The 20248-nt window shown below is 63.0% G+C and carries 16 protein-coding genes; 10 read left to right on the top strand and 6 right to left on the bottom strand.

Annotated features, from left to right (window positions below):
* Positions 1-117 precede the first annotated feature (117 nt).
* From FFS21_RS23345 to FFS21_RS23335, 3 genes are all read left to right on the top strand, one after another.
* Positions 118-1557, top strand: coding sequence for an NAD(P)/FAD-dependent oxidoreductase (locus FFS21_RS23345; RefSeq protein ID WP_137927110.1), 1440 nt, complete (start codon positions 118-120; stop codon positions 1555-1557).
* Between the two features lie 304 nt (positions 1558-1861).
* Positions 1862-3724: an esterase/lipase family protein gene (locus FFS21_RS23340; protein WP_137927109.1), complete on the top strand. Its 1863-nt coding sequence runs from the start codon at positions 1862-1864 to the stop codon at positions 3722-3724.
* Positions 3721-4824: a T6SS immunity protein Tli4 family protein gene (locus FFS21_RS23335; protein WP_137927108.1), complete on the top strand. Its 1104-nt coding sequence runs from the start codon at positions 3721-3723 to the stop codon at positions 4822-4824. Before FFS21_RS23340 ends, FFS21_RS23335 begins: the two co-directional genes overlap by 4 nt.
* An 83-nt stretch (positions 4825-4907) precedes the next feature.
* On the opposite strand, the gene FFS21_RS23330 is transcribed toward FFS21_RS23335, so the two are convergent.
* Complete coding sequence (locus tag FFS21_RS23330; RefSeq protein WP_171020477.1) at positions 4908-6641, bottom strand: amidohydrolase; 1734 nt, start codon at positions 6639-6641, stop codon at positions 4908-4910.
* Between the two features lie 126 nt (positions 6642-6767).
* Positions 6768-8249, bottom strand: a complete 1482-nt coding sequence (locus FFS21_RS23325; RefSeq protein WP_137927107.1) for an aminotransferase-like domain-containing protein — start codon at positions 8247-8249, stop codon at positions 6768-6770.
* Between the two features lie 141 nt (positions 8250-8390).
* Between FFS21_RS23325 and tauA the strand changes: the two genes are divergently transcribed.
* Genes tauA through FFS21_RS23310 form a run of 3 tightly spaced genes read left to right on the top strand, consistent with a single transcriptional unit; the run spans position 8391 to position 11222 of the window.
* Entirely contained in the window at positions 8391-9437 is a 1047-nt protein-coding gene (gene tauA, locus FFS21_RS23320) for a taurine ABC transporter substrate-binding protein (protein ID WP_137927106.1), read from the top strand.
* 34 nt (positions 9438-9471) lie between these two features.
* Positions 9472-10314, top strand: coding sequence for a taurine ABC transporter ATP-binding protein (locus FFS21_RS23315; protein ID WP_137927105.1), 843 nt, complete (start codon positions 9472-9474; stop codon positions 10312-10314).
* A gap of 56 nt (positions 10315-10370) precedes the next feature.
* Positions 10371-11222 (top strand): ABC transporter permease subunit, encoded by an 852-nt coding sequence (locus tag FFS21_RS23310; RefSeq protein WP_370459360.1) that lies wholly within the window; start codon positions 10371-10373, stop codon positions 11220-11222.
* Between the two features lie 3 nt (positions 11223-11225).
* Here the strand turns inward: FFS21_RS23310 and FFS21_RS23305 are convergent, their stop codons facing one another.
* Complete coding sequence (locus FFS21_RS23305) at positions 11226-11678, bottom strand: YaiI/YqxD family protein (protein ID WP_137927104.1); 453 nt, start codon at positions 11676-11678, stop codon at positions 11226-11228.
* Between the two features lie 143 nt (positions 11679-11821).
* Between FFS21_RS23305 and FFS21_RS23300 the strand changes: the two genes are divergently transcribed.
* The gene (locus FFS21_RS23300; RefSeq protein ID WP_137927103.1) at positions 11822-12286 is read left to right on the top strand and encodes a RidA family protein; all 465 of its coding nucleotides are present in this window, start codon (positions 11822-11824) and stop codon (positions 12284-12286) included.
* Between the two features lie 15 nt (positions 12287-12301).
* Positions 12302-13726, top strand: a complete 1425-nt coding sequence (locus FFS21_RS23295) for an amidase family protein (RefSeq protein ID WP_137927102.1) — start codon at positions 12302-12304, stop codon at positions 13724-13726.
* Here FFS21_RS23295 and FFS21_RS23290 read toward each other — a convergent pair.
* Positions 13708-14523: an AraC family transcriptional regulator gene (locus tag FFS21_RS23290; RefSeq protein WP_137927101.1), complete on the bottom strand. Its 816-nt coding sequence runs from the start codon at positions 14521-14523 to the stop codon at positions 13708-13710. The genes FFS21_RS23295 and FFS21_RS23290 overlap by 19 nt on opposite strands.
* Before the next feature lie 82 nt (positions 14524-14605).
* Between FFS21_RS23290 and FFS21_RS23285 the strand changes: the two genes are divergently transcribed.
* Positions 14606-15820, top strand: a complete 1215-nt coding sequence (locus FFS21_RS23285; RefSeq protein WP_249359591.1) for an MFS transporter — start codon at positions 14606-14608, stop codon at positions 15818-15820.
* Here the strand turns inward: FFS21_RS23285 and FFS21_RS23280 are convergent.
* Positions 15783-17741, bottom strand: coding sequence for a sensor histidine kinase (locus tag FFS21_RS23280; RefSeq protein ID WP_137927100.1), 1959 nt, complete (start codon positions 17739-17741; stop codon positions 15783-15785). The genes FFS21_RS23285 and FFS21_RS23280 overlap by 38 nt on opposite strands.
* Positions 17734-18417 carry a response regulator gene (locus FFS21_RS23275; protein ID WP_249359589.1) on the bottom strand — a complete coding sequence of 228 codons (684 nt, stop codon included), beginning with the start codon at positions 18415-18417 and terminating at the stop codon, positions 17734-17736. The genes FFS21_RS23280 and FFS21_RS23275 overlap by 8 nt, the downstream gene beginning before the upstream one ends.
* A 268-nt stretch (positions 18418-18685) precedes the next feature.
* On the opposite strand from FFS21_RS23275, the gene FFS21_RS23270 reads away from it, so the two are divergent.
* On the top strand, positions 18686-20017 hold the full coding sequence (locus tag FFS21_RS23270) for a hypothetical protein (protein WP_137927098.1): 1332 nt from the start codon (positions 18686-18688) through the stop codon (positions 20015-20017).
* Positions 20018-20248 lie beyond the last annotated feature (231 nt).

Raw genomic sequence — 20248 nt, 5'->3', positions numbered from 1 at the left:
ACCAGATGCATGCGTGGATCCATCGGTGGGGAGGTCTGGCTCCATCGTGTGCCGATCGCCCGGTGCAACATGTCTTGGCCAAAGATCAGCCCATGCTTACAGCAGGAGTACGCCGCCATGTCCTTGCAAGATCCCGTGGTCGACGCCACGGCTCCCCTCGCGCCCTATGACCCCCGGTACGATCCGCTCGTCGCCCGTACACCGGGGCGCGGCACCGAGTACGCGCCAACGTATTGGGTGGATACCGCTGGCGCGCCGCCGCCGGACGATGGCCCCGTGCAGGGCGATATCGATGCCGATGTCGTGATCGTGGGCGCCGGCTTCACCGGACTTTCGACGGCCCTGTTCCTGGCACGAGAACATGGCATCCGCGCAGTGGTGCTCGAAGCGAACCGCACCGCGTGGGGATGCACCAGTCGCAACGGCGGGCAGGGGCAGAACGCGAGCGGACGGCTGTACCGTTCGCAGTGGATCGAGCGTTGGGGGAAATCCACCGCGTTGCGGCTCGATGCCGAGATTCGCGAAGGCTTCGAAACGTTTCGCAGTCTCGTGGAGGAAATTCCCGAATGCGAGCCGCAACCGGGCGGCCACCTCTACATCGCGCATCGCGAGCACAAGCTCGATTTCCTGCGCAACGAGACCCGCGTGATGCGCGATGTGTTCGGATACGACGCCCGCATGCTGAGCGCACAGGAAGTGCGCGAGCAATATGTTGGCGATGCCGAATGCTTCGGCGCGCAGCACGAGCCCGATGGTATCGGCGTGCATCCGCTCAGGCTCGCTCACGGCTATCATCGGCGCGCCCGTGCGCTGGGCGCGAAGATCCATACGGCCAGTCCTGTGACGGGCTTCGCGGCGCGCGACGGCGTGTATCACCTGCAGACACCGGGCGGCGTGGTCCGCGCACGTGCCGTGGGGTTTGCCACGGGCGGCTATACGAGCTTCGGCCTGCATCCCAGTCTGGATGCCAAGGTGATGCCGATCCTGTCCAACTCGCTCGTGACGCGCCCACTGACCGACGCCGAGATCGAGGCCACGGGATTCCGCACGCATCAGGTCATCACCGATACGCGCACATTGCGCTACTACTACCGCCTGCTGCCGGATCGCCGCATCCAGATCGGCAGCCGTAGCGCCATCACCGGTGCCGATGCGCCCAATCCGCGCCATATGGCGGTGCTGGTGGATGGCCTGCATCGGAAATTCCCCGCGCTGAAGGGGATCGACGTGGACTACTCGTGGTGGGGGTGGGTCGATGTCAGCCACGACATGATGCCGCGCGTGGCGCAGCCCGATACGCACGAAAGCGTGTTCTACGCGCTGGGCTATGGCGGCAACGGCGTATCGTTCTCCGCGCACGCAGGGCGCCGGCTGGCGGAACGCATCGCGGGCAAGCGCGGCGCGGATCTGGATCTGCCGATCTATCGCTCGGCACTCGACTACCCCTTCCTGTTCAATAACATCGGCCTGCCGCAGTCGCGCTGGTTTGCCCCGGTACGTCGCCTTGGGCAGCAGGTGCTGTATCACTGGTATCACGCGCGCGACGAGCGGCGGTGAAAGAAATGGGACGCGGCGGACCTCGCGCGTAGCAGACCGCGATGGCCGCGGCCATCGCAAAACGCCGAGATTGTCAGGTTCACAAACGCATGGATTGCGTTGCATCGAGCGCATTGCAAATACCTCAGTTCCGAGATTTTCAGGCTGCGTAAAGCTGGATAACGTGCTGCGCGCAGGTCCACGTCAACGCTCGGATTGAAGCTGATATGACAAGCGTCGGAGATAGATTCCGGTTGGTAGCAGGAAAGCAGCAGTCGTATTCTCATGAGGTGGTGCGCAGCGGTGGCGCAAAGAGGGGGCGACCATGATCGATCGGTCGAAACTCACCCCACCCATCGTGGATAACGACGAGATCGTCGTTTATCAGGCCCGCTTCGAGGCTGACCGCGGCCAGATCGTCCGTGTCGCACTGACACCCAGCAGCGACACGCGCATCAAGGAAATTCTCATCGATCCGCGCAGGCCGATTCCGGTGATCTTCCTGCCAGGCGTCATGGGCAGCATCCTGATGAACAAGGATACGGGCGAGGAGGTGTGGGACCCGCCCAACACGGACAGCATCGTCGCAGAAATCGCCGGGCTGCCAACGGTCATCAGCGGGTGGTTCCAGAGCGCGAAGACCCGCGCCGAACGCTTTGATCCGGTGCCCGCCATGGTGGACCCGCGCGGCACGTTGATCGACATCGACCCCGACAAACTCGGCTTCGACGCCGACGAAGCGCGCCGCCGAGGCTGGGCCACCGTCCACCGTTCCAGCTATCAGCGCGTGCTGGAATGGCTGCAAATTGCCCTCGACAAACCGATGTACCGCGGCGTACTACAGGGCGAATGGATCCACGGCAGCGAGGACGGCGAGATCACGGCACTCAAGGCGATACTGGGCACGCACCCCTCTGAGTACGGCGGATTTGGTGAAGGCGAAGCGCTCACGCCCGATTCGGAAGTGTTCAAGACCTTCATGAAGTACCGCTATCCGGTTTATGCGATTGGCTACAACTTCCTGCAGTCGAATGAACAGTCGGCGAAGGATGTACTGGATGGGGTGAAGTTCGAGGATGAAGACGGGAATCGCTTCCACGTCATGGGCATCCGGGAAATCTGCCGCGAGAACCGCACGGACAAGGCCATCGTCATCACGCATTCGATGGGCGGGTTAGTGGCGCGCATGGCTTCGGCACTATGCGGTGGATCGGAAGACATTCTCGGCGTGGTCCACGGCGTGCAGCCCGCAACCGGCGCGCCGGTGTTTGCCAAACGATTCCGCACCGGGGCGGAAGGTGACAGTTTCCTGGAACGACTGATCAACCAGTTCCTGATGGGCCGGGACGCGGCGGAGTTTGTTGCCGTTGCGAGTTATGCACAGGGGCCGATGGAGTTGGCGCCGATGCCGGATTACATGAACGGTCAACCCTGGTGGATTGTGGTGGATCGAACGGGGCGGGAGCGGTTGCGAATGCCGGAGACCACTGCGGTGAACGATCTTTACACCAGCAGTGCATGGTACGGGCTATTGCCCGCCCCGGGAATTCTGGATCCGGCTGGCGTAGTGAGGAAGTACCTCGATAGTATCCACTGCAAAGACAGTGTCCATGAGCACTACATCAAAACAATGAAGCAGGTTGGGAAAAGACACAGAGCATTGACCAATGCCTATCACCCCAACACCTATGCGCTATTTGGGAGCGGCGCGATTGCGCCAAATGAAAGCGGTGAAATCCGCGAAAAAAGCAAAGCGGAAGCCGACCTGCTGGCATTCGGGAAGGTGATCTGGCAAGGGGACATCCCGGATGGCATCACCGCCGAGCAACTGAAGGCCGGAACACTGCACTACGATAACGGCAAGGGGGAGATGAAGCTGCAGGTCGCTGGGCAAACCGTGACACTACGCGTGCAGAACGAGACGCGCGCGCTGAGTCGCAAGGATGGCTATCTGAAGGACAACGGTGTAGTGCCAGGCGACGGGACGGTTCCTCACTCTTCTGCGGAGGCACAAGGGCGCGGGCTGGTTCCCGGCGTGGCAGGTAACCGTGCGAAGGGCGTGCACATGGCGTTCAGGCAACAAGGATACGAACATCAGTCCAGTTGCCTGCATCCATGGTCTCGCTGGGCCACGCTCTATAGCGTCGCGCAGGCCGTCTATCGGGCCAAGCGGGGGAATCTCAAATGACGATGTCCCTCCGTGTGTCACACGCGCTGCGTGCGATGTTGCTTGCGAGCGCCGTCGCCATCTCCGCTTGCGCTAACTCCCCCAATCAGGAACCCATGATGAAAGACAACCCCGTTATCGCCAACCTGCGTCCTTGGTGTATCGGTCGAATGGTATTTGATCGACCGGCCGCGAGCAGCATGCATGCCGAGAGATATGAATATGCGGGCAGCGAAATTGTTGTGGAGCCCGATAACAGCAAGGAACGCTTCGATCGTCTGATGGCGGCGCGAGAAAAGGAACTGCGGGAGAAGAAGCGGACGTTCACGATCTCTTACAAGGAAATGTTGAGTAAAGGATTGAATTCCATGGATGTTGAGACGTCCCTTCCGTACCTGGAGAAGATGGCGACTCCATCACCGAACAGCCGACTCTTCATCCACGTGGACGAACATGTCACGGCCTATAGCCTTCTGCTCGACGCAGAAGGCTACATTCTGGCGGGCCGGAATCTCCTGAAGCTAAAGGGCGTGCTCAACAAAACCGCGGTGGATGACGTCATCCGAAGAAACTCGGTCTGGTACAAGGAGACCGTCGCCCGAGACGACTGGACCGTCCCCACCGAGCGCGGCTTCTGCATCAAAAGCGCGCTGATTGGCGGGCCGCCGTTCCCCGTGGAAAACGTAAAGCAGATATTCCAGATGTATGCGGGGCGCCCGGCGTTGTTCAGTATCAAGATGCGAAACTCGTTCGACTTCGATCAGAAGACCTCGCTGCTGAATGCGATTCCCGATCTACGTCGACGTCTTGATAAAGCCTTGCTGTTCAACAAGGTTCGCGTTCTGCGTGCCGGCAAGCGCGAGTTCGCGGGCATGCAGGCGGAAGAGGTGTTACTCGCGATGAAGGACAACGGGGTCGAGATGTTCCGCTTCCATCTGATTGCGCCGGGCACCGAAGGTGACAATGCCAAGCCATATGCGGAACTGGAGCTTAGACTCGGCGCCGAGCCACGCTACTATCGAACAGCCGAGCAATCTACCTCGCTGGTCGACGAAGCCGGCGCCCTGCAAGCCTGGGACACGCTGCTCGACAGCTTCCGTTTGCGTCCGGGGGCGCTGTAAGCCGCTTTGCCATCCCGTCGCCGCGCAATCCATGGAGGCATTGCGCGGCGATCTCAATCATCCCAGACCATTCTCCGCGACAACTACTGCGCTGCGCGATAAACGGACTTGCCTTCCACAAAGGTCTCCAGCACCTGGATATCCTTGATCGTATCGGCCGCAACGGTAGTGGGATTGGCCGAGAGAATCACCATGTCGGCGTACTTGCCGGCTTCCAGCGAGCCGCGCTCCTTTTCCTCGAAGTTCTGCCACGCCGAGTTGATCGTGGTGGCGCGCAGTGCGTGGCTGGCGGAGACGCGCTGTTCGGCACCAATGACAGCGCCGCTGGTCGATACGCGATTCACGGCCGACCAGATCAGACGTAGCGGGTCCATCGGCACGACCGGCGTATCCGTGTGGAGGGTGTAGCGCATGCCGCGGTCCTCGGCGGAGTGGGTGGGGCTGATGCGCTGCGCGCGTTCGGGGCCCAGGAAGATATCGCGATGACGGTCACCCCAGTAGTAGGTGTGGAGCACGAAGAACGATGGCATGACGCCCTGCGTCTTCATGTCGTCGAGTTCGGACTCGGTCGCCATCTGCGAGTGGATGATGATGGGGCGCGCATCGCTGCGCGGATAGGCTTCCTGCGCCTTGCGGAACGCGTAGAGGATGTCGGCGATGCCTTCATCGCCGTTACCATGAATCAGCGACTGCTTGCCGGCCTTGTAGACCGCTGTCACGCGCGCGGCGAGCGTATCGCGGTCGTAGCGCGGGGATCCGCGATACGCGGCATCGCCGTGATACGGCGTGTGATAGGCGTGTGACAGGTAGCCGGTGTAGCCCTGGATGGACCCATCCGCAAAATCCTTGATGCCACCGATGCGCACCTTCTTGCTGGTGAGCTTGACCGCGTCGGACTTCTCCATTTCTTCCAACGTGGGCCATGCCACCACGCGAATGGAGAGGTTGCCACTCAGCGCGCCACCTTCGAGCGCCTGGATGGCTCCCGCCGACGATGCCCCGTCGTTGGCCGTGGTCACGCCGTGCGCGGCGTAGTTGCCGGAGGCGTAGCGGATGACCTGCATCGTCTGCGCAGCGGTCTTGGCCGGCACCTTCACCTGCATCATGTTGGAAGCCGATTCTTCGAGCACGCCAGTGGGCTTGCCCGACGAGTCGCGCCGGATCACGCCACCTGCCGGGTCCGGCGTGCTGGCGTCGATGCCTGCTGCAGCGAGCGCGGCGGAGTTGGCCACGGAGAGATGGCCGGAGATATGGCTGATGAAGATCGGGCGCGTGGCAGACACCTTGTCCAGGTCTTCGCGCGTCGGATGGCGCTGCTCGGCCAGCAAGGTGTCGTCGTAGCCGGACCCGGTGATCCAGCTTGCGGCATCGGCTTCGGCCAGCTTCGCGCGCAGGCGAGCAAGAATGGTGTCGATGCTGTCCACGGTGCCAAGCGGCGGGCTGTTGAGATCGACATCGAACTGCCCCGTCAGCCCCGAGTACAGAAAGTGACTGTGCCCATCGTAGAAGCCCGGTATCAGCGTCTTGCCTGCGAGATCCACCACCGAGGTCTGCGTGCCGATGTACGCGCGCATGGCATCTGTCGAGCCGGTCGCCAGTACCTTGCCATCGCGTACCGCAATGGCTTGTGCCTGGGTATCGGCGGCGTCGACGGTCAGCACTTCGCCATTGCGATAGACGACATCGGCGGCGTTACCGCTCTTGTCGACGGCGGCCTTTGCATTCTCGTCGCCGCCGCAGCCGGCAAGCGCCGCGCAGAGCGCGAGGGGAATGAGCGGGAAGAAGGGGGCAAGCGTAGGGCGACCCTGCAATTTCACGTTGTTCTCCTGAATCGATATCGCCTGGATTGACGAATTTGGCGATCTTAGAAGTCACAACGTGCAGCCAATGGGTCCATTCGCGCGAGGGCATGAGGCCAGCCGCGAACGGTTCGCTACGAATCGTCAGCGTGGCATGTCGCGGAACACCTGGCCCAGCAACGCGATCCCGGGTTCGATCTGCGCTTCCGCAATCGCGCCGAAGCCCAGACGGAAATACTCCGAAGGGCGATCTGCGCCGAAGAAGTGGATGTCGCCCGGCTCGATCAGCACCCCGCGCCGTGCGGCCAGCCGTTGCAGCATCCACGTGTCGGTGCCGGACGGCGCCTGCATCCAGAGCGACGAGCCGCCCGAGGTGCCGCTGAAACGGCAGTCAGGCATATGCTGCTGCACGGCAGCGGTGATGGTGCGCCATTTGCGCGCGAGCACTTCGCGATTGCGTCTTGCGTGATCGTCGCCATAGCCCATTGACAGGAACAGCGCCATTGCGCGCTGGTTGTTGAGGGGAGGATGACGATACATGAAGCGGCGTAGCGCGCGCAGTTCCGCGATAAGCGGTGGATCGGCCACCACGAAGCCCAGACGCACACCGGGCAACAGGTTCTTGGTCAGGCTTCCCAGATAGATCACACGGCCGCCGTTGTCGAAACTCTTCAGTGCAGGATGATTGCCGCCGAGGTCGTTGTGCTCGGTGTCGTAGTCGTCCTCGATGATCACCAGATCCTGGCTGCGCGCGCGTTCGAGCAATTCCATGCGGCGGTACACGGGCATGGTTGTGCCAGTGGGCGATTGATGGCTAGGCGTGCAGAACACCACGTCGCAATCATCGAGTTGCGGACCGGGCACCAGTCCCTGACTGTCCACCCGCAACGGCTTGAGCTGGCATCCCGCTAGCGAAAAGATATTGCGCGCATCGACATAGCCCGGATTCTCCATGCCCATGACCATACCGCCGTGGCCCAGCAACTGACCGAGCAGATAGAGGGAGTTCTGCGTGCCAACCGTGACGAGTACCTGCGACGGCGTGGCCTGGATAGCGCGGCGCGGCAGGATGCGCTGGATGATCTGTTCCACCAGCAGCGGATCGTCGAGCGTGACCTGATCGTCAACCCAGCGCGACATATGGGCGCGCAGCGTGGCCAGCCGGTTGCAGTTGCGCCAGCGCGCGGCGGTCATCTCGTCGTACTCGACCTGACCGTAGATGAACGGAAAGCGGAACTCGCGCCAGTTCTGCGGCTTGACGATGACCTGTTGCGTCGAGGGACGCTGCCGCAGGCGCGTGCCCCAGTCCAGGGATAGCGGCACGCCCTCGAACAGGGAATCCGGCACGGGCTTGATGCGCATGCGCAGTTGCTGGCGCACGAAAGCTTCGTTGATGAAGTAGCCACGGCGGCTGGCGGGTGTGAGGAAACCGTCCTGCACCAGTTGCTCGTACACCAGCACCACGGTATTGCGCGAGACCTTCAGCAGCTTGCTGAGTTCGCGCGAGGAAGGCATGGGCTCCGTGGGGAGTTGTGCACCGTCCAGCAAGGCATTGAGCAGGTTCTCGCGCAGTTGCTCCTGCAGACCGCGGCCAGGTTCGAAGGGGCGCAGATACCGCTCCAGCATCGGGGACTTCCTTGTTTGGGTTGATTGGCTCGCTTCTTGCGAACCTGGCACCAGCCCAGGTCGCTTCTGGATCCAAAGCAATTTGCAAGCCAGTCCTACCATTGGTTCCGTTATCCCCATCCCATCATTTCGGAGCTAGTCATGAATCATTCCGTTGCTTCCCGCGTTCGCCGGTGCCTGCTGGCTTGTGGTGTCGCGATGTTGTCCGGTGCCGTCGCGCTGCCGACGCTGGCGCAATCGACACCATCCGCACCCACCGTCACGATCGGCGTGCAGAGCATGTTTGGCCCGTGGAAGAAGGCCATCGCGGACAAGGAGTTCGAGAAGGCCACCGGATGGAACATCAAGTGGCGCAGCTTCGATAGTGGTGGCGATGTGATGACCGCCATGGCATCGGGCGATGTGCAGATCGGCGTGGCGGGCAGCAGTCCCGTTGCGGCGGCCGTCAGCCGGGGCGTGAAGGTGGAGGTGTTCTGGATTCTCGACAACATCAACGAGGCCGAGGCATTGGTGGTGCGCAACGGTGCGGGGATCGACAAGCCGCAGGATCTGGTGGGCAAGCGCCTGGCCGTACCGTTTGTGTCGACGACGCACTTCCATACGCTGTTCGCGCTGGAGCACTACGGCATCGCCGGTAAGGTGAAGGTCATCAACCTGCAGCCCTCTGACATGCCGGCCGCATGGTCGCGCGGTGACATCGATGCCGCGTTTGTGTGGGACCCGGCACTGGGCAAACTCAAGCGCGACGGCAAGGTGCTGCTGACGTCGGGTGACCTGACCAAGCTGGGCAAGGCCACGTTCGATGCGCTCGTGGTCAGCAAGGATTTCGCGGCAAAGAACGCCGACGGGATGAAGGCGTTCACGCGTGTGCTGGAGCAATCGACTGCCGATTATGTGAAGGCACCGAAGTCGTGGACGGCCAGCTCGCAGCAGGTGATCAAAGTGGCGAAGCAATCGGGCGCCACGCCGGAGGAAGTGCCCGGCGTGCTGGCGCTCTACCAGTTTCCGCTGGCAGCAGAGCAATCGGGCAAGGCATGGCTCGGTGGTGGCAAGGATGGTGTGGCAGCGCGCGCGCTGGCCGCGACGGCAGAGTTCCTGAAGGAACAGAAGAAGGTGCCGGCCGTGCTGCCCGACTACAGCGTCGCCATCAATCCGGCCTTTGTCGAAGCGGTTGGGACGGTCAAGTAAGCATGGCAATCACGTACACGCCGGGAGCGGCAACATGACTTTGAATCTGAACCTCCGCGATGTGTCGGTGGTGTATCCCGGCCGGACCAAGGGCCAGCAGGTCGTTGCCCTGTCCGGCGTGAACCTGCAGATTGCTGCCGGTGATTTCGTTGTGGCGCTGGGCGCGTCGGGCTGTGGCAAGACAACGCTGCTGAACCTCATGGCTGGCTTTATCCAGCCGACCCGGGGGCTGATGACGCTGGGGCACTACACCCGCACGCCGCCGGTGGACGCCCAGGCTGGCACGGGTCTGCGCGACCAGATCACCGGACCGGGCGCCGATCGGGGCGTGGTCTTCCAGAAACACGCGCTGCTGCCGTGGCTCAATGTGCTGGAGAACGTAGCGTTCGGGCTCAAGCTCAAAGGTGTCGCAAAGAAGGAGCGGGAAGAGCGGGCGATGCATTTCCTGACGCTCACAGGGCTGGCGGATTTCCGGCATCACGCCGTCTATCAGTTGTCGGGCGGCATGCAGCAGCGTGTGGGCATTGCGCGTGCGCTGACCAATGATCCGCACATGCTGCTGCTGGATGAACCGCTGGGGGCGCTCGACTCCCTGACACGCGAGCGTCTGCAGGAACTGATCCTCGATATCTGGCATCGCACCAGCAAGATGATGTTCTTCATCACGCACGACGTGGAAGAGGCGTTGTTCATGGGTACGCGGTTGATCATCATGTCGCCGCGGCCAGGGCGTATCAGTCATGAGATCCCGATCGATTTTGGGCGGCAGTTCCTGCAGTCGCGCAACGCGCGAGAGGTCAAGTCGAGTCCGGCATTCATCGCATTGCGGGAACGCGTGCTGGGCATCATCCACGGCGATGAGGAGATCGCGGCATGAACAGCATCCAATCCGTGAATCCCGCATCCAGCGAGTCTGGCATGACGGACATTCCCATGGCTGCGCCAACGCGCACGAGTCTGCTTGCACGTATGCGTCGCGCGGCCCCGGCGCGGCCAGGCGAGCAATACGGCGCGCCCGGCAATGGGTCGAGCTGGCGTATCAGTTTGCTGACGGTGATCGTGGTGCTGGCGGCGTGGACCGCTGCCACGCATTTCGGCTACATCGAACCGCTATTCCTGCCGTCACCGCAATCGGTCTGGTTGCAGTTCATCGACGTGCTGACCGAAGGGTTTGCCGATGCCACGCTGATGACGCACGTGGGATGGAGTGCGATGCGGGTCTTCGGCGCATTCGTGCTGGCCGTGCTGACCGCAGTGCCCGCTGGCGTCATGATGGGCGTGAACCGCGTGGCGCGCGGTCTGCTCGATCCGCTGGTGGAGTTCTATCGCCCGCTGCCGCCGCTGGCATACCTGCCGCTGGTGGTGATCTGGCTCGGCATTGGCGAAGTCTCGAAGATCGTACTGATCTATCTGGCGATGTTCGCGCCGCTCGCGCTCAGTGCCCGTGCGGGCGTACGCTCGGTAGCCATCGAGCAGATCCACGCCGCGTATTCGATGGGTGCCACGCGCTCGCAAGTGCTCTGGTACGTGATCGCGCCTGCGGCGTTGCCCGACATCCTCACCGGCATGCGGATCGCCATCGGATTCGGTTGGACCACGTTGGTGGCCGCAGAGATGGTGGCTGCCACGGCCGGGCTCGGCTTCATGGTGTTGAGCGCATCGAAGTTCATGGTGACCGATGTCGTCATCATGGGCATCCTCGTCATCGGCGCCATGGCTCTGTTGTTCGACGTGGTCATGCGCTGGCTCGAACGTCGACTGGTGCCGTGGAAGGGGCGCGGCTGATCGCTAACGGGCAGCATTCTTCGCCAGGAACCTGTCCAACTGGCTGGCGAAGGTCTTGCTGTCCTGCGGCGAGAACGGCGCGGGGCCACCCGTGTCGATGCCCGAGGCGCGGAGCTGGTCCAGCACGTCGCGCATCGTCAGGCGCTCCTGGATGTTCTCGCGGCTGAACCAGGTGCCGCGTGGATCGAGTACGTGCGCGCCCTTGTCGAGCGCGGCAGCGGCAAGGGGGATGTCGGCGGTGATGACGAGGTCGCCGGACTCCGCCAGTTCGACGATGCGCTGGTCTGCCACGTCGAAGCCCGCAGGCACCTGCAATGACTTGATGAAACGGGAAGGCGGCGTGCGGAGATACTGGTTCGCCACCAGCGTGACAAGGATTTCCACGCGCTGGGCGGCGCGGAACAGGATGTCCTTGATGACAACCGGGCAGGCGTCTGCGTCAACGAGAATCTGCATTGCAGAATACCGGGAGTGGGCGGGCGCCCATTCTACTGCGTGCCTGCGGGGGAAAGCCGTGCGTTTTCGACAATTTCCATCGCTGACGGGAATGCGGCACACCACGCCGAGGCTATTGTCCCTGCCAATACCAAGGAGACAATATGGACCGGCCCGACATCTACACGCGACTCACGGAACTCGGTGTGGCGCTACCCACCGCAACGTTTCCCGCAGCGGCGTACACCATGTGCACGCAAAGCGGCAAGCTCGCCTATCTGTCGGGCCATCTGGCCAAGCAGGATGGCATCGTGTGGAAGGGCCGGCTCGGTGAAACGCTGACGACGCAGGACGGACAGCTTGCCGCGCGCGCCGTGGCCATCGATCTGCTGGCCACGCTGCATGCGCAGATCAAGGATCTGAACCAGGTGCGCCGCATCGTCAAGATGACGAGTCTCGTGAACTCAACGCCTGCTTTTACCGAGCAGCATCTGGTGACCAACGGTGCATCGGAATTCTTCGCCGAGGTGTTTGGCGAGAGCGGCAAGCATGCGCGGAGCGCGTTCGGCGTGACACAGCTTCCGCTCGATGCCTGCCTCGAAATCGAACTGATTGCCGAACTGAACTGACACCGGAGCGTGATCGTGAACGAACTCTGGCGTCTATCGGCAACCGAACTGGCATCGCTGGTTCGCAATCGCGAGGTGTCCGCGCGCGAGGCTGCTGCCTCGGCGCTCGAACGCCTCGACGCGGTGAATCCATTGATCAACGCCGTGGTCGCGCATCGTCCGGAATGGGTGATGGCGCAGGCGGACGATATCGACAAGGCCTTGGCGCGCGGCGAAGACCCCGGCCCGCTGGCTGGTGTGCCCGTCACCACCAAGATCAACACTGACCATGCGGGATATGCCACGACCAACGGCACGCGCCTGCAAGAGGGCGTGGTGGCCAAGGCCAGCAGTCCGGCCGTCGATAACCTCGCGCGTGCCGGTGCCATCCTGCTGGGGCGCAGTAATTCGCCGACGTTTGCGCTGCGCTGGTTCACGAGCAACCTTGTCCACGGCAAGACGCTCAATCCGCGCAATGCGGCACTGACGCCTGGCGGTTCGAGCGGCGGCGGTGCAGCGGCGGTGACAGCCGGCATCGGCTGCATCGGACTGGGCACCGATATCGGCGGCTCGATCCGCTATCCCGCGTATGCATGCGGCATCCATGGCTTGCGCCCCTCGTTCGGTCGAGTTCCGGCTTTCAATGCTGCGCTGCCCGAGCGTCCTATCGGCGCGCAGTTGATGTCCGCAACGGGTCCGATGGCACGGACCGTGGCGGATCTCGAAGTCGCCTTGGCGGCGATGTCGGCGCCCGATGTCCGTGATCCATGGTGGGTGCCTGCACCGCTGAATGGTCCCGACGTGCCGCTGCGCGCTGCCATCTGTCTGCGTCCGGGTGGCATGACGATCTCGCCGGAAGTGGAAGCGGCGCTGCGCGATGCGGGGCGCAGGCTGGTCGATGCGGGATGGATCGTGGAAGAAATCGACGATACCCCGCTGATCCGCGACGCTGCCGAAGTGCAGGAGCGCCTGTGGTTGGGCGATGGTTTCGCGGCGTTTGCCGACGCGGTGGCGCGTGATGGCGATCCCGGTGCTGCCGCCGTGGTGGAGCAAGTGCGCGCCAAGGTCAGTGCGATGCCTGCCGATGTGGTGAACAGTTCGCTGGTGCGACGCACGACGCTGACGCGGCAGTGGCGCCTGTTCCTCGCGAAGTATCCGGTGTTGCTGCTTCCGGTGTCGGGCGAACTACCGTTCCCCGATGGACTGGACTTGCAGGGTGCGGCAGGTTTCGCACGGGTATGGGAAGCACAACTGACCATGCGCGCGCTGCCGGCGATGGGATTGCCGGGACTCGTGGTGTCCACGAACCTGATCGACTCCGTACCGGTTGGCGTGCAGATCGTGGCGAGCCATTTCCGCGAAGATCTGTGCCTGCTGGCGGGCAAGGCCATCGAGGCGCGCGGCACGCCGCCTGCGCCGATCGATCCAGGCGCAGCAGGCATTCACGCTTCGCTGCGATAGTTGCGGGGGGCTTCGCCCAGCATCCGCTTGAACATGGCCGAGAACGCGCTGGGGCTGGCAAAGCCCAGTTCGTCGGCAATGCGGTTGATGGGGGTGTCCGCCTCCAGCATGGTGAGTGCCTGCGCGAGGCGGACCTGCTGCACCCAATGCCGATACGTCATGCCTGTCTCCTTGATAAAGAGACGAATCAGGGTGCGGCTGCTGGCGCCGACCACTTCCGACCATTGTTCGATGGTGCGCTGATCGCCCGGCGACGCGAGAATGGTTTCGCAGATCGCGATCAGTCGCCGGTCTCCCGGCCACGGGATTTCAATCGGTAGTGTCTGTGACGTCGCGAGCTTGTGGAGGATCAGCGTCACGATGCTCCGGTTGCGCGCATCGTCGGGATAGAGCATCGGCTGCTCGACCAGCGCGAGGATCAGCTCGCTCAGCAGCGCATCCACTTCCACCACCTTCACGCGATCTCCGAATTGCCGCGCCTTCTTCTGGTCGATGTAGATCGTACGGATCTGCGTCGCGGTAAGCATCGCCTGATCGTGGACGATTCCCGCCGGAATCCACAGACCCCGCTGCGGCGGAATGAACCAGATGCCGTTTGCGCTGGCCACGCGCATCAACCCCTTGCTCGCGTAGAGCAACTGTCCGCGCGGATGGCTGTGCGGGGCGTTGTAGCTGCCTGCCTTTTTCTCGCTCGCGAAAGCCGTAATGACGCGGGGGACTTCCTGATAGTCGTGGTAGTTGTCGCTCCGGCCGGTCACGGCGGGTTTGTCACTTTGGCGACGAATTCTGGCATTCATGCGGTTCTTGTCATCGTGGGGCGCGCCTACCATTTGATCACGGAACGCACGCGTTCATCGGATCAATTTTCGGGAGAAGCCAGTGTTAGCGGAAATCGGACAGGACAGGCGGGAATCGAGGGCGCTCAAGCTGTTCGCGGGCGTGGGGCTGTTCATCATGGCATTGGCGCTGCGGCCCGGCATCGTGTCGATCGGCCCGCTCGTGCATGCCATTCAGACGGAATTTGGAATGAAGCATGCAGAAGCCGCGCTGCTGACCGCCATTCCCGATATTTGCATGGGCGTCTTCGCGATCTTCGTGCCGGCACTGGGGCGCCGCTTCGGCAGTGATCGTGTGGTGTTGTTCTCGCTGGTGTTGCTCGGTTTGGCGCTCGTGCTGCGCGCATTGGCCGGATCGCCTGCCAGCCTGTTGCTGGCGACATTGCTGGTCGGCATCGGCGTCGCGATTTCAGGGCCGTTGATCGGCGGCTGGATCAAGAGCCATTTCTCGGGCGAGGCGGCGCTTTTCATGGGGATCTACGCGGCAGGGCTCGGTGTCGGTGCCACGCTGGCTGCGGTGGGTAGCGAGTCGATTGCGTTGGCCGGTGGCGGCTGGCGGCTGGGTGCCGGTATCTGGGCAGTGGTTTGCGTATTGGCGATTGTGAGCTGGAAGCGGCTGACGTCCACGTATCCTTCGAAGCCGCATGCATCGCATGTGAGTGCTGCGCCGGCCCGTTCACCGTTGCGATCCGGTCGTGCATGGCTGATTGCGGTGTACTTCGGCGTCGGCCAGTTCATCTGCTACGCGTGCTTTGCGTGGGTGGGTGAGAGCAGCCGCGAGTTGCAGATCAACGCGCTGAGTTCCGGTGTCAACCTGGGTCTGTTCGCCGCAATGATCGCGCTCAGCAGTTTCCTGGCAGGCATCGTGACAAGGGGGGCGCTGGATCGTCGGGGCTGGCTGGCATGGTCCGCAATCCTGTCGATTGGTGGTGCGGCGGTACTGTGGCTGTCGCCGGGCACGTTGGGCGCGATGCCCGTGCTCGCCATCGCGGCAGGGCAGGGGGTGTGCTTCGCACTTGCCATGACGCTGCCGCTGGACAACACCACATCGCATCATGAAGCCAGCCAGTGGACCGCATTCATGCTGTTCGTCGGCTACCTCGTCGCAGCGTTGGGACCGTTCGTGTTCGGCTTCCTGCGCGATGTGACTGGCGCCTATCGCGCACCGTATGGGCTGCTCGTGGCCGCATCGATTGCGCTGCTGGTGCTCACGCCATGGCTCAAGCCGCGTCCACGGGAAGCCCACGCGGTGGCGTAGCGGGAGGCATGACGGGATATTGCAACGGCAATTGCAGCGTGAACCATGTGCCGGTGGCGTCGGGTTGCCAGGACACTTCCGCGTGAAGTGCCTGCGCCCGGCGCCGCATGTTTGCCAGTCCCCGGCCGCTGTGTGTGGCGGGTACGTGAGCGGGATCGAACGGTGTGCCGTTGTCATGCACGCGCACCGTCACGGACTGTGCGTCGTGTCGCGTCTGCACGCGAATGGCGGTGGCGTGACTGTGCTTGAGCAGGTTGGTGAACACCTCCTGCAAGATGCGGAGGATGTGCAGCGCGCTATGCGCATCAATCCATTGCAGTTCTGGAATATCGCCGACGTCCCAGGCGAGCGCGATACCGGCCGATTCCAGTCGCGGCCCCAGCCGATAGCGCAACGTTGCCAGCAGCAGCAACAGGTCCGTCGAAACGGGTTCGAGCGAGTCGATGGTCAGCTTCAGGTCGTCGATGCATTCGCGGAGAATCTGCGCGATGTCATCGGCGCGCGCCGTGCCACCCGGATCGCGCTCGACCACGCGCAACGCGCTGATCAGCGATGATCCCAGGCCATCGTGCATGTCCTGCAGCAGGCGTTGCCGTTCGCGCGTGAGGGTGTCGCGACGCTCCACCTCGCGCAGCTGCCGGTGGCTTTCCAGAAGCTCCGCTTCGCGCTGTGCGAGACGAAGCGAAAGATTGGCGTTGGCCTGCGCGACATCGTCGAGCGCACTGACGTAGCGCCGGTACATCAGGTACATGAACAGCAGAAGCTGCACGCATCCCAGGTAGGCCAGCAGGTAGATGCTCTCGATATCGACGCGATAGTTCTGCAGCAGGATGTCGTGCAAGGCGATGGGTGTACTCATCGCGTTCCAGATCGAAAACACCAGCGCTTCCTGCGATCTGGCGCGCCACGCTGCGCGCAGTGCGGCCACTGAGACGACGAGGTTCAAGGCCACCAGCAGCAGTTGCGACAGCGGATAGAGAAAGACGAGGTGCGTGAGCCACGACAGCGGCAATGTGCTCGTGCCGAGGAAGATGACCGTGCAGAACAACACGGCCTCGAAGCGCCGGTAGCGCAGCCCGAGGTAGCGAAAGACAAAGATGTAGCAGGTCAGAATCAGCCAGGCGATGCTGTTGAACGCGAGCCAGCTGAACCACTCCTCCGGGATGGGCAGCGGGTCCTGTCCGACGAGGTATTGCAGCGTATGAAGGAAGTAGGCGCTCGCGGCCAGAAAGCACAGCAGGTAGCGCGATTCGTGGCGACGCCTGATCCAGACCAGCAAGGAAAAGATGCCCACGGCCAGCAGGCCACCGCTGGACAAGTATGGAAACTGGGTCTGCAGGAAGCTGCGTATCGCGTAGCGCCAGAACAGTTCGCCGCGCGTGCCGATGCGCACCGTCGACATCGCCGCGCCCACCTGTCCGACCACGTCGATGCGGATGACGAGATCCTTCGGCACATGGCCGAGTGCAATCCACAGCGGATAGTTATAGCCGTTCCACACGGGGCCGCCGCGCGACTGCCAGAGCTGCAGGCCATCCGCGTAGACGGTCAGGCGCCCCACGGTCTGCCAGCGCGGCGCGTAGAGGTAGAGCGGTTCATTGGTACGCGCGGATGCGCGCGCGGCCGGCAGGTCGAGCTTCAGCCATACGGTTTCGATCTGGCCTGCGCTGACGTCGTCGGGCGCGACATGGCGCGGTATCACCAGCGGCAATGACGTGGCTTCCCAATCTTCGCGTACGTCGGGAAGGGCAAGCTGCGGCGAGAGCCTGCCGAGCGTGCCGTCCGGCGTGACAAGCACCTGTCCGGTGATCACGTGCCACGGCAGGGATTCGGCGGCGGCGTTGTGCAACAAGCCGGCGAGGCACAGCACCATGGCGACGATCCACCGTCGCCAGCCCAGCGGCAAGGCGCGCTCACACATCGCGCAGCCATCCGTGCTGGCGCGCCACGTTGATGGCTTCTACCTTGGAATGCACGTCGAGCTTGACGTAAATGCGGCGGACATACGTGAGCAAGGTGTGCCGCGATACCCCCATGCGCTGCGCGATTTCATCGTGCGAGAAGCCACGCGTGATATCGCCCAGCACTTCGTATTCCCTTGGCGACAGTTCGGTGGGTTTGGGGCCCGTGGGTGTCTGCGGCGCGTCGGCCGCGGGCGCCTGCAATCGCGTCAGCACCTGCCGTGCGATCAGCGGACTGATCGGACTGCCGCCGTCATGGAGCGAGCGCAACTCGCTGACGATATGCGCGGCGGAGCTGTCCTTGAGCAGGTAGCCGGTGGCGCCCGCCGCAATGGACCGCATGACGTGGCTCTCGTCGCCAAAGACGGTTGCCACCATGACATTGCATGCCGGCCACGCGGTGCGTACGGCGCGAATGGCATCGATGCCCGATCCATCGGGCAGTCCGAGGTCCACGACAAGAATGTCTGCGGCAGGCAATTGCCGCAGCAGCGCGAGCCCATCGTCCAACGTTGCCGCCGTCCCTGCGCTGCACATGTCGGGCGCGCTTTCCAGTGCTTCGAGAAAAGCGGCCGTAAAACGGGAATCGTCTTCGATCAGTGCAACGCGGATTGGCAGGGAGGGGGCAGTGGACACGGCGGGTGTAGGTGCGGAGCGAGCGAATCGACGCACGACAAGCAGCGGCTCGTGCTACCGCTATACCCCCTCCGAAGTGGGGGCATGAGAAATGCACGCCCGTCGCACGATCAGGGGACATACAGCCCGAAACGCCAGGGCTATGATCCAGCCGAATTGTTGCACGCATGGGACTGTATGCAAAGACAGCCCATGGGGGCATGCACCAAAACAACAGGCTCCTGGTGTTGGGAGTCAAGAACTCAACGGGACGGGGAAGGGGTCGCAAATGAAGCACGGCAGCGGGTTGTCGAGGTGGCGGGTGTGGCGGATCGCAGGGGCCGTGACGGTCAGCTTGGCGTTGGCTGCGTGCGGTGGAGATGGCGACGGTGCGGGAAGCAGCGCGGGGAACGGGAGCGGAGGTGGCACCCCGCCTTCGTCTCCTTCCACACCGGATACGCCGCAGTCACCAGGGACACCGGAGACACCCACCACGCCGCAGGCCGTGACATACCTGGGCGTGATCAGCTTCGGCGACACCATCGCCGTGACGCTCGACGCGCCCGCTGCGGGTCAGGTCCGTATCCGCTTCTCCGATTCCGCTTTCGGTCTGGCCGGTGCGGTGATCGGCAACTACGCAAGGAGCGGCGATGTCTACACCGTTAGCGGCCTCAAGGCGGACGATGCCGAGCCGCCGCCTGCTTTTGTCACTGCGTTACTCAGTTCGGTCACGGCAACGTTCACGGTATCGGGCACCACGCTGACCGGTGAAATCGCGGGGCTGCCGAAACAGCTTGGCAATGGCAAGCTCACCGGCCAGGTAACGGCCAGCAGTGTGACCGCGCCGGTCAGTGCCACGGATCTGGCTGCCACGTACACCTTCGTGCGCGCCCAGTCCACGTACTACACCAGTTCCGGCAACCTTCAGGTCCAGTATGGTTACGGCGGCCAGATGCGCGTCGGCGCGGACGGGGCCGTGCGGATGTGCCAGACGAGCGCCTACAGCGATGCCTGCGGCATGGGCCTGACTGGCACGCTTGTGCTGGCCGACCAGACCAGTTATCCCGGTGCCTACACGCTGACGTTGGGCGGCAAGGTGTGGGGCCGTGTGTTTGCGCGGCGCGAGAACGGCGTGACGACGCTGTACTTCGATCACAACCAGATGGACACCGGCGGCAATCGCATCGCGGGATCGGGTGTCTTCCGGCAGGCGCAGACCCTCACGATGAATCAGGTGGCAGGCCAGTGGGTCTGCCGGCAACCCGGTGTATCGTATGACGCGCCCACCGGCATCGGCCTGCGCGTTGCGCTGGATGGATCGGTGCAGGAGGAAACACTGACGATCGACGATGCGGGTCTGATCGTCAGTGCACGCACGAATCTGTCGGCGGCGGTGACGCTGAATGCGGCCAATAATCTGATTGGCATGATGCTCCCTGCTGCCGTACCCGGTGTCCTGTCAGTGAACTGGATCTCGCAGGAAGCCGCAAGCGGCCTTCGCACGCAGGTGTTCATGCCCATCGACGCGCAGACTATGGCCTACTATGCCGAGGTCAATGCCAAGGCATCCGATCCGGTGCAATGGACGTATATCGCGCAGGGCATGTGCCGCAAGGGCTGATTTTTCCTTGACCGATGGTTTTCTCCCCTCTCCCACTGCATGGGAGAGGGGAGCCAACCACGAGCATCTCGAACACTGTTGGTTTTCTCCCCTCTCCCGCTCGCGGGAGAGGGGCGGGGTGTAGTGGTCCAATAAACCTGGACACCTCAAAAGGTAGACTTCGAGTCAACTGGAGAGGTGAAAAATGGCACGCAAGGGCTTTACGGAAGAGTTCAAGGCTGACGCCGTGAA

Source organism: Cupriavidus sp. 2SB (genome assembly GCF_005503625.1).
Lineage (GTDB): Bacteria > Pseudomonadota > Gammaproteobacteria > Burkholderiales > Burkholderiaceae > Cupriavidus.
The sequence above is the reverse complement of the archived record's forward strand: the minus strand, read 5'-3'. Positions and strand labels throughout refer to the sequence as shown.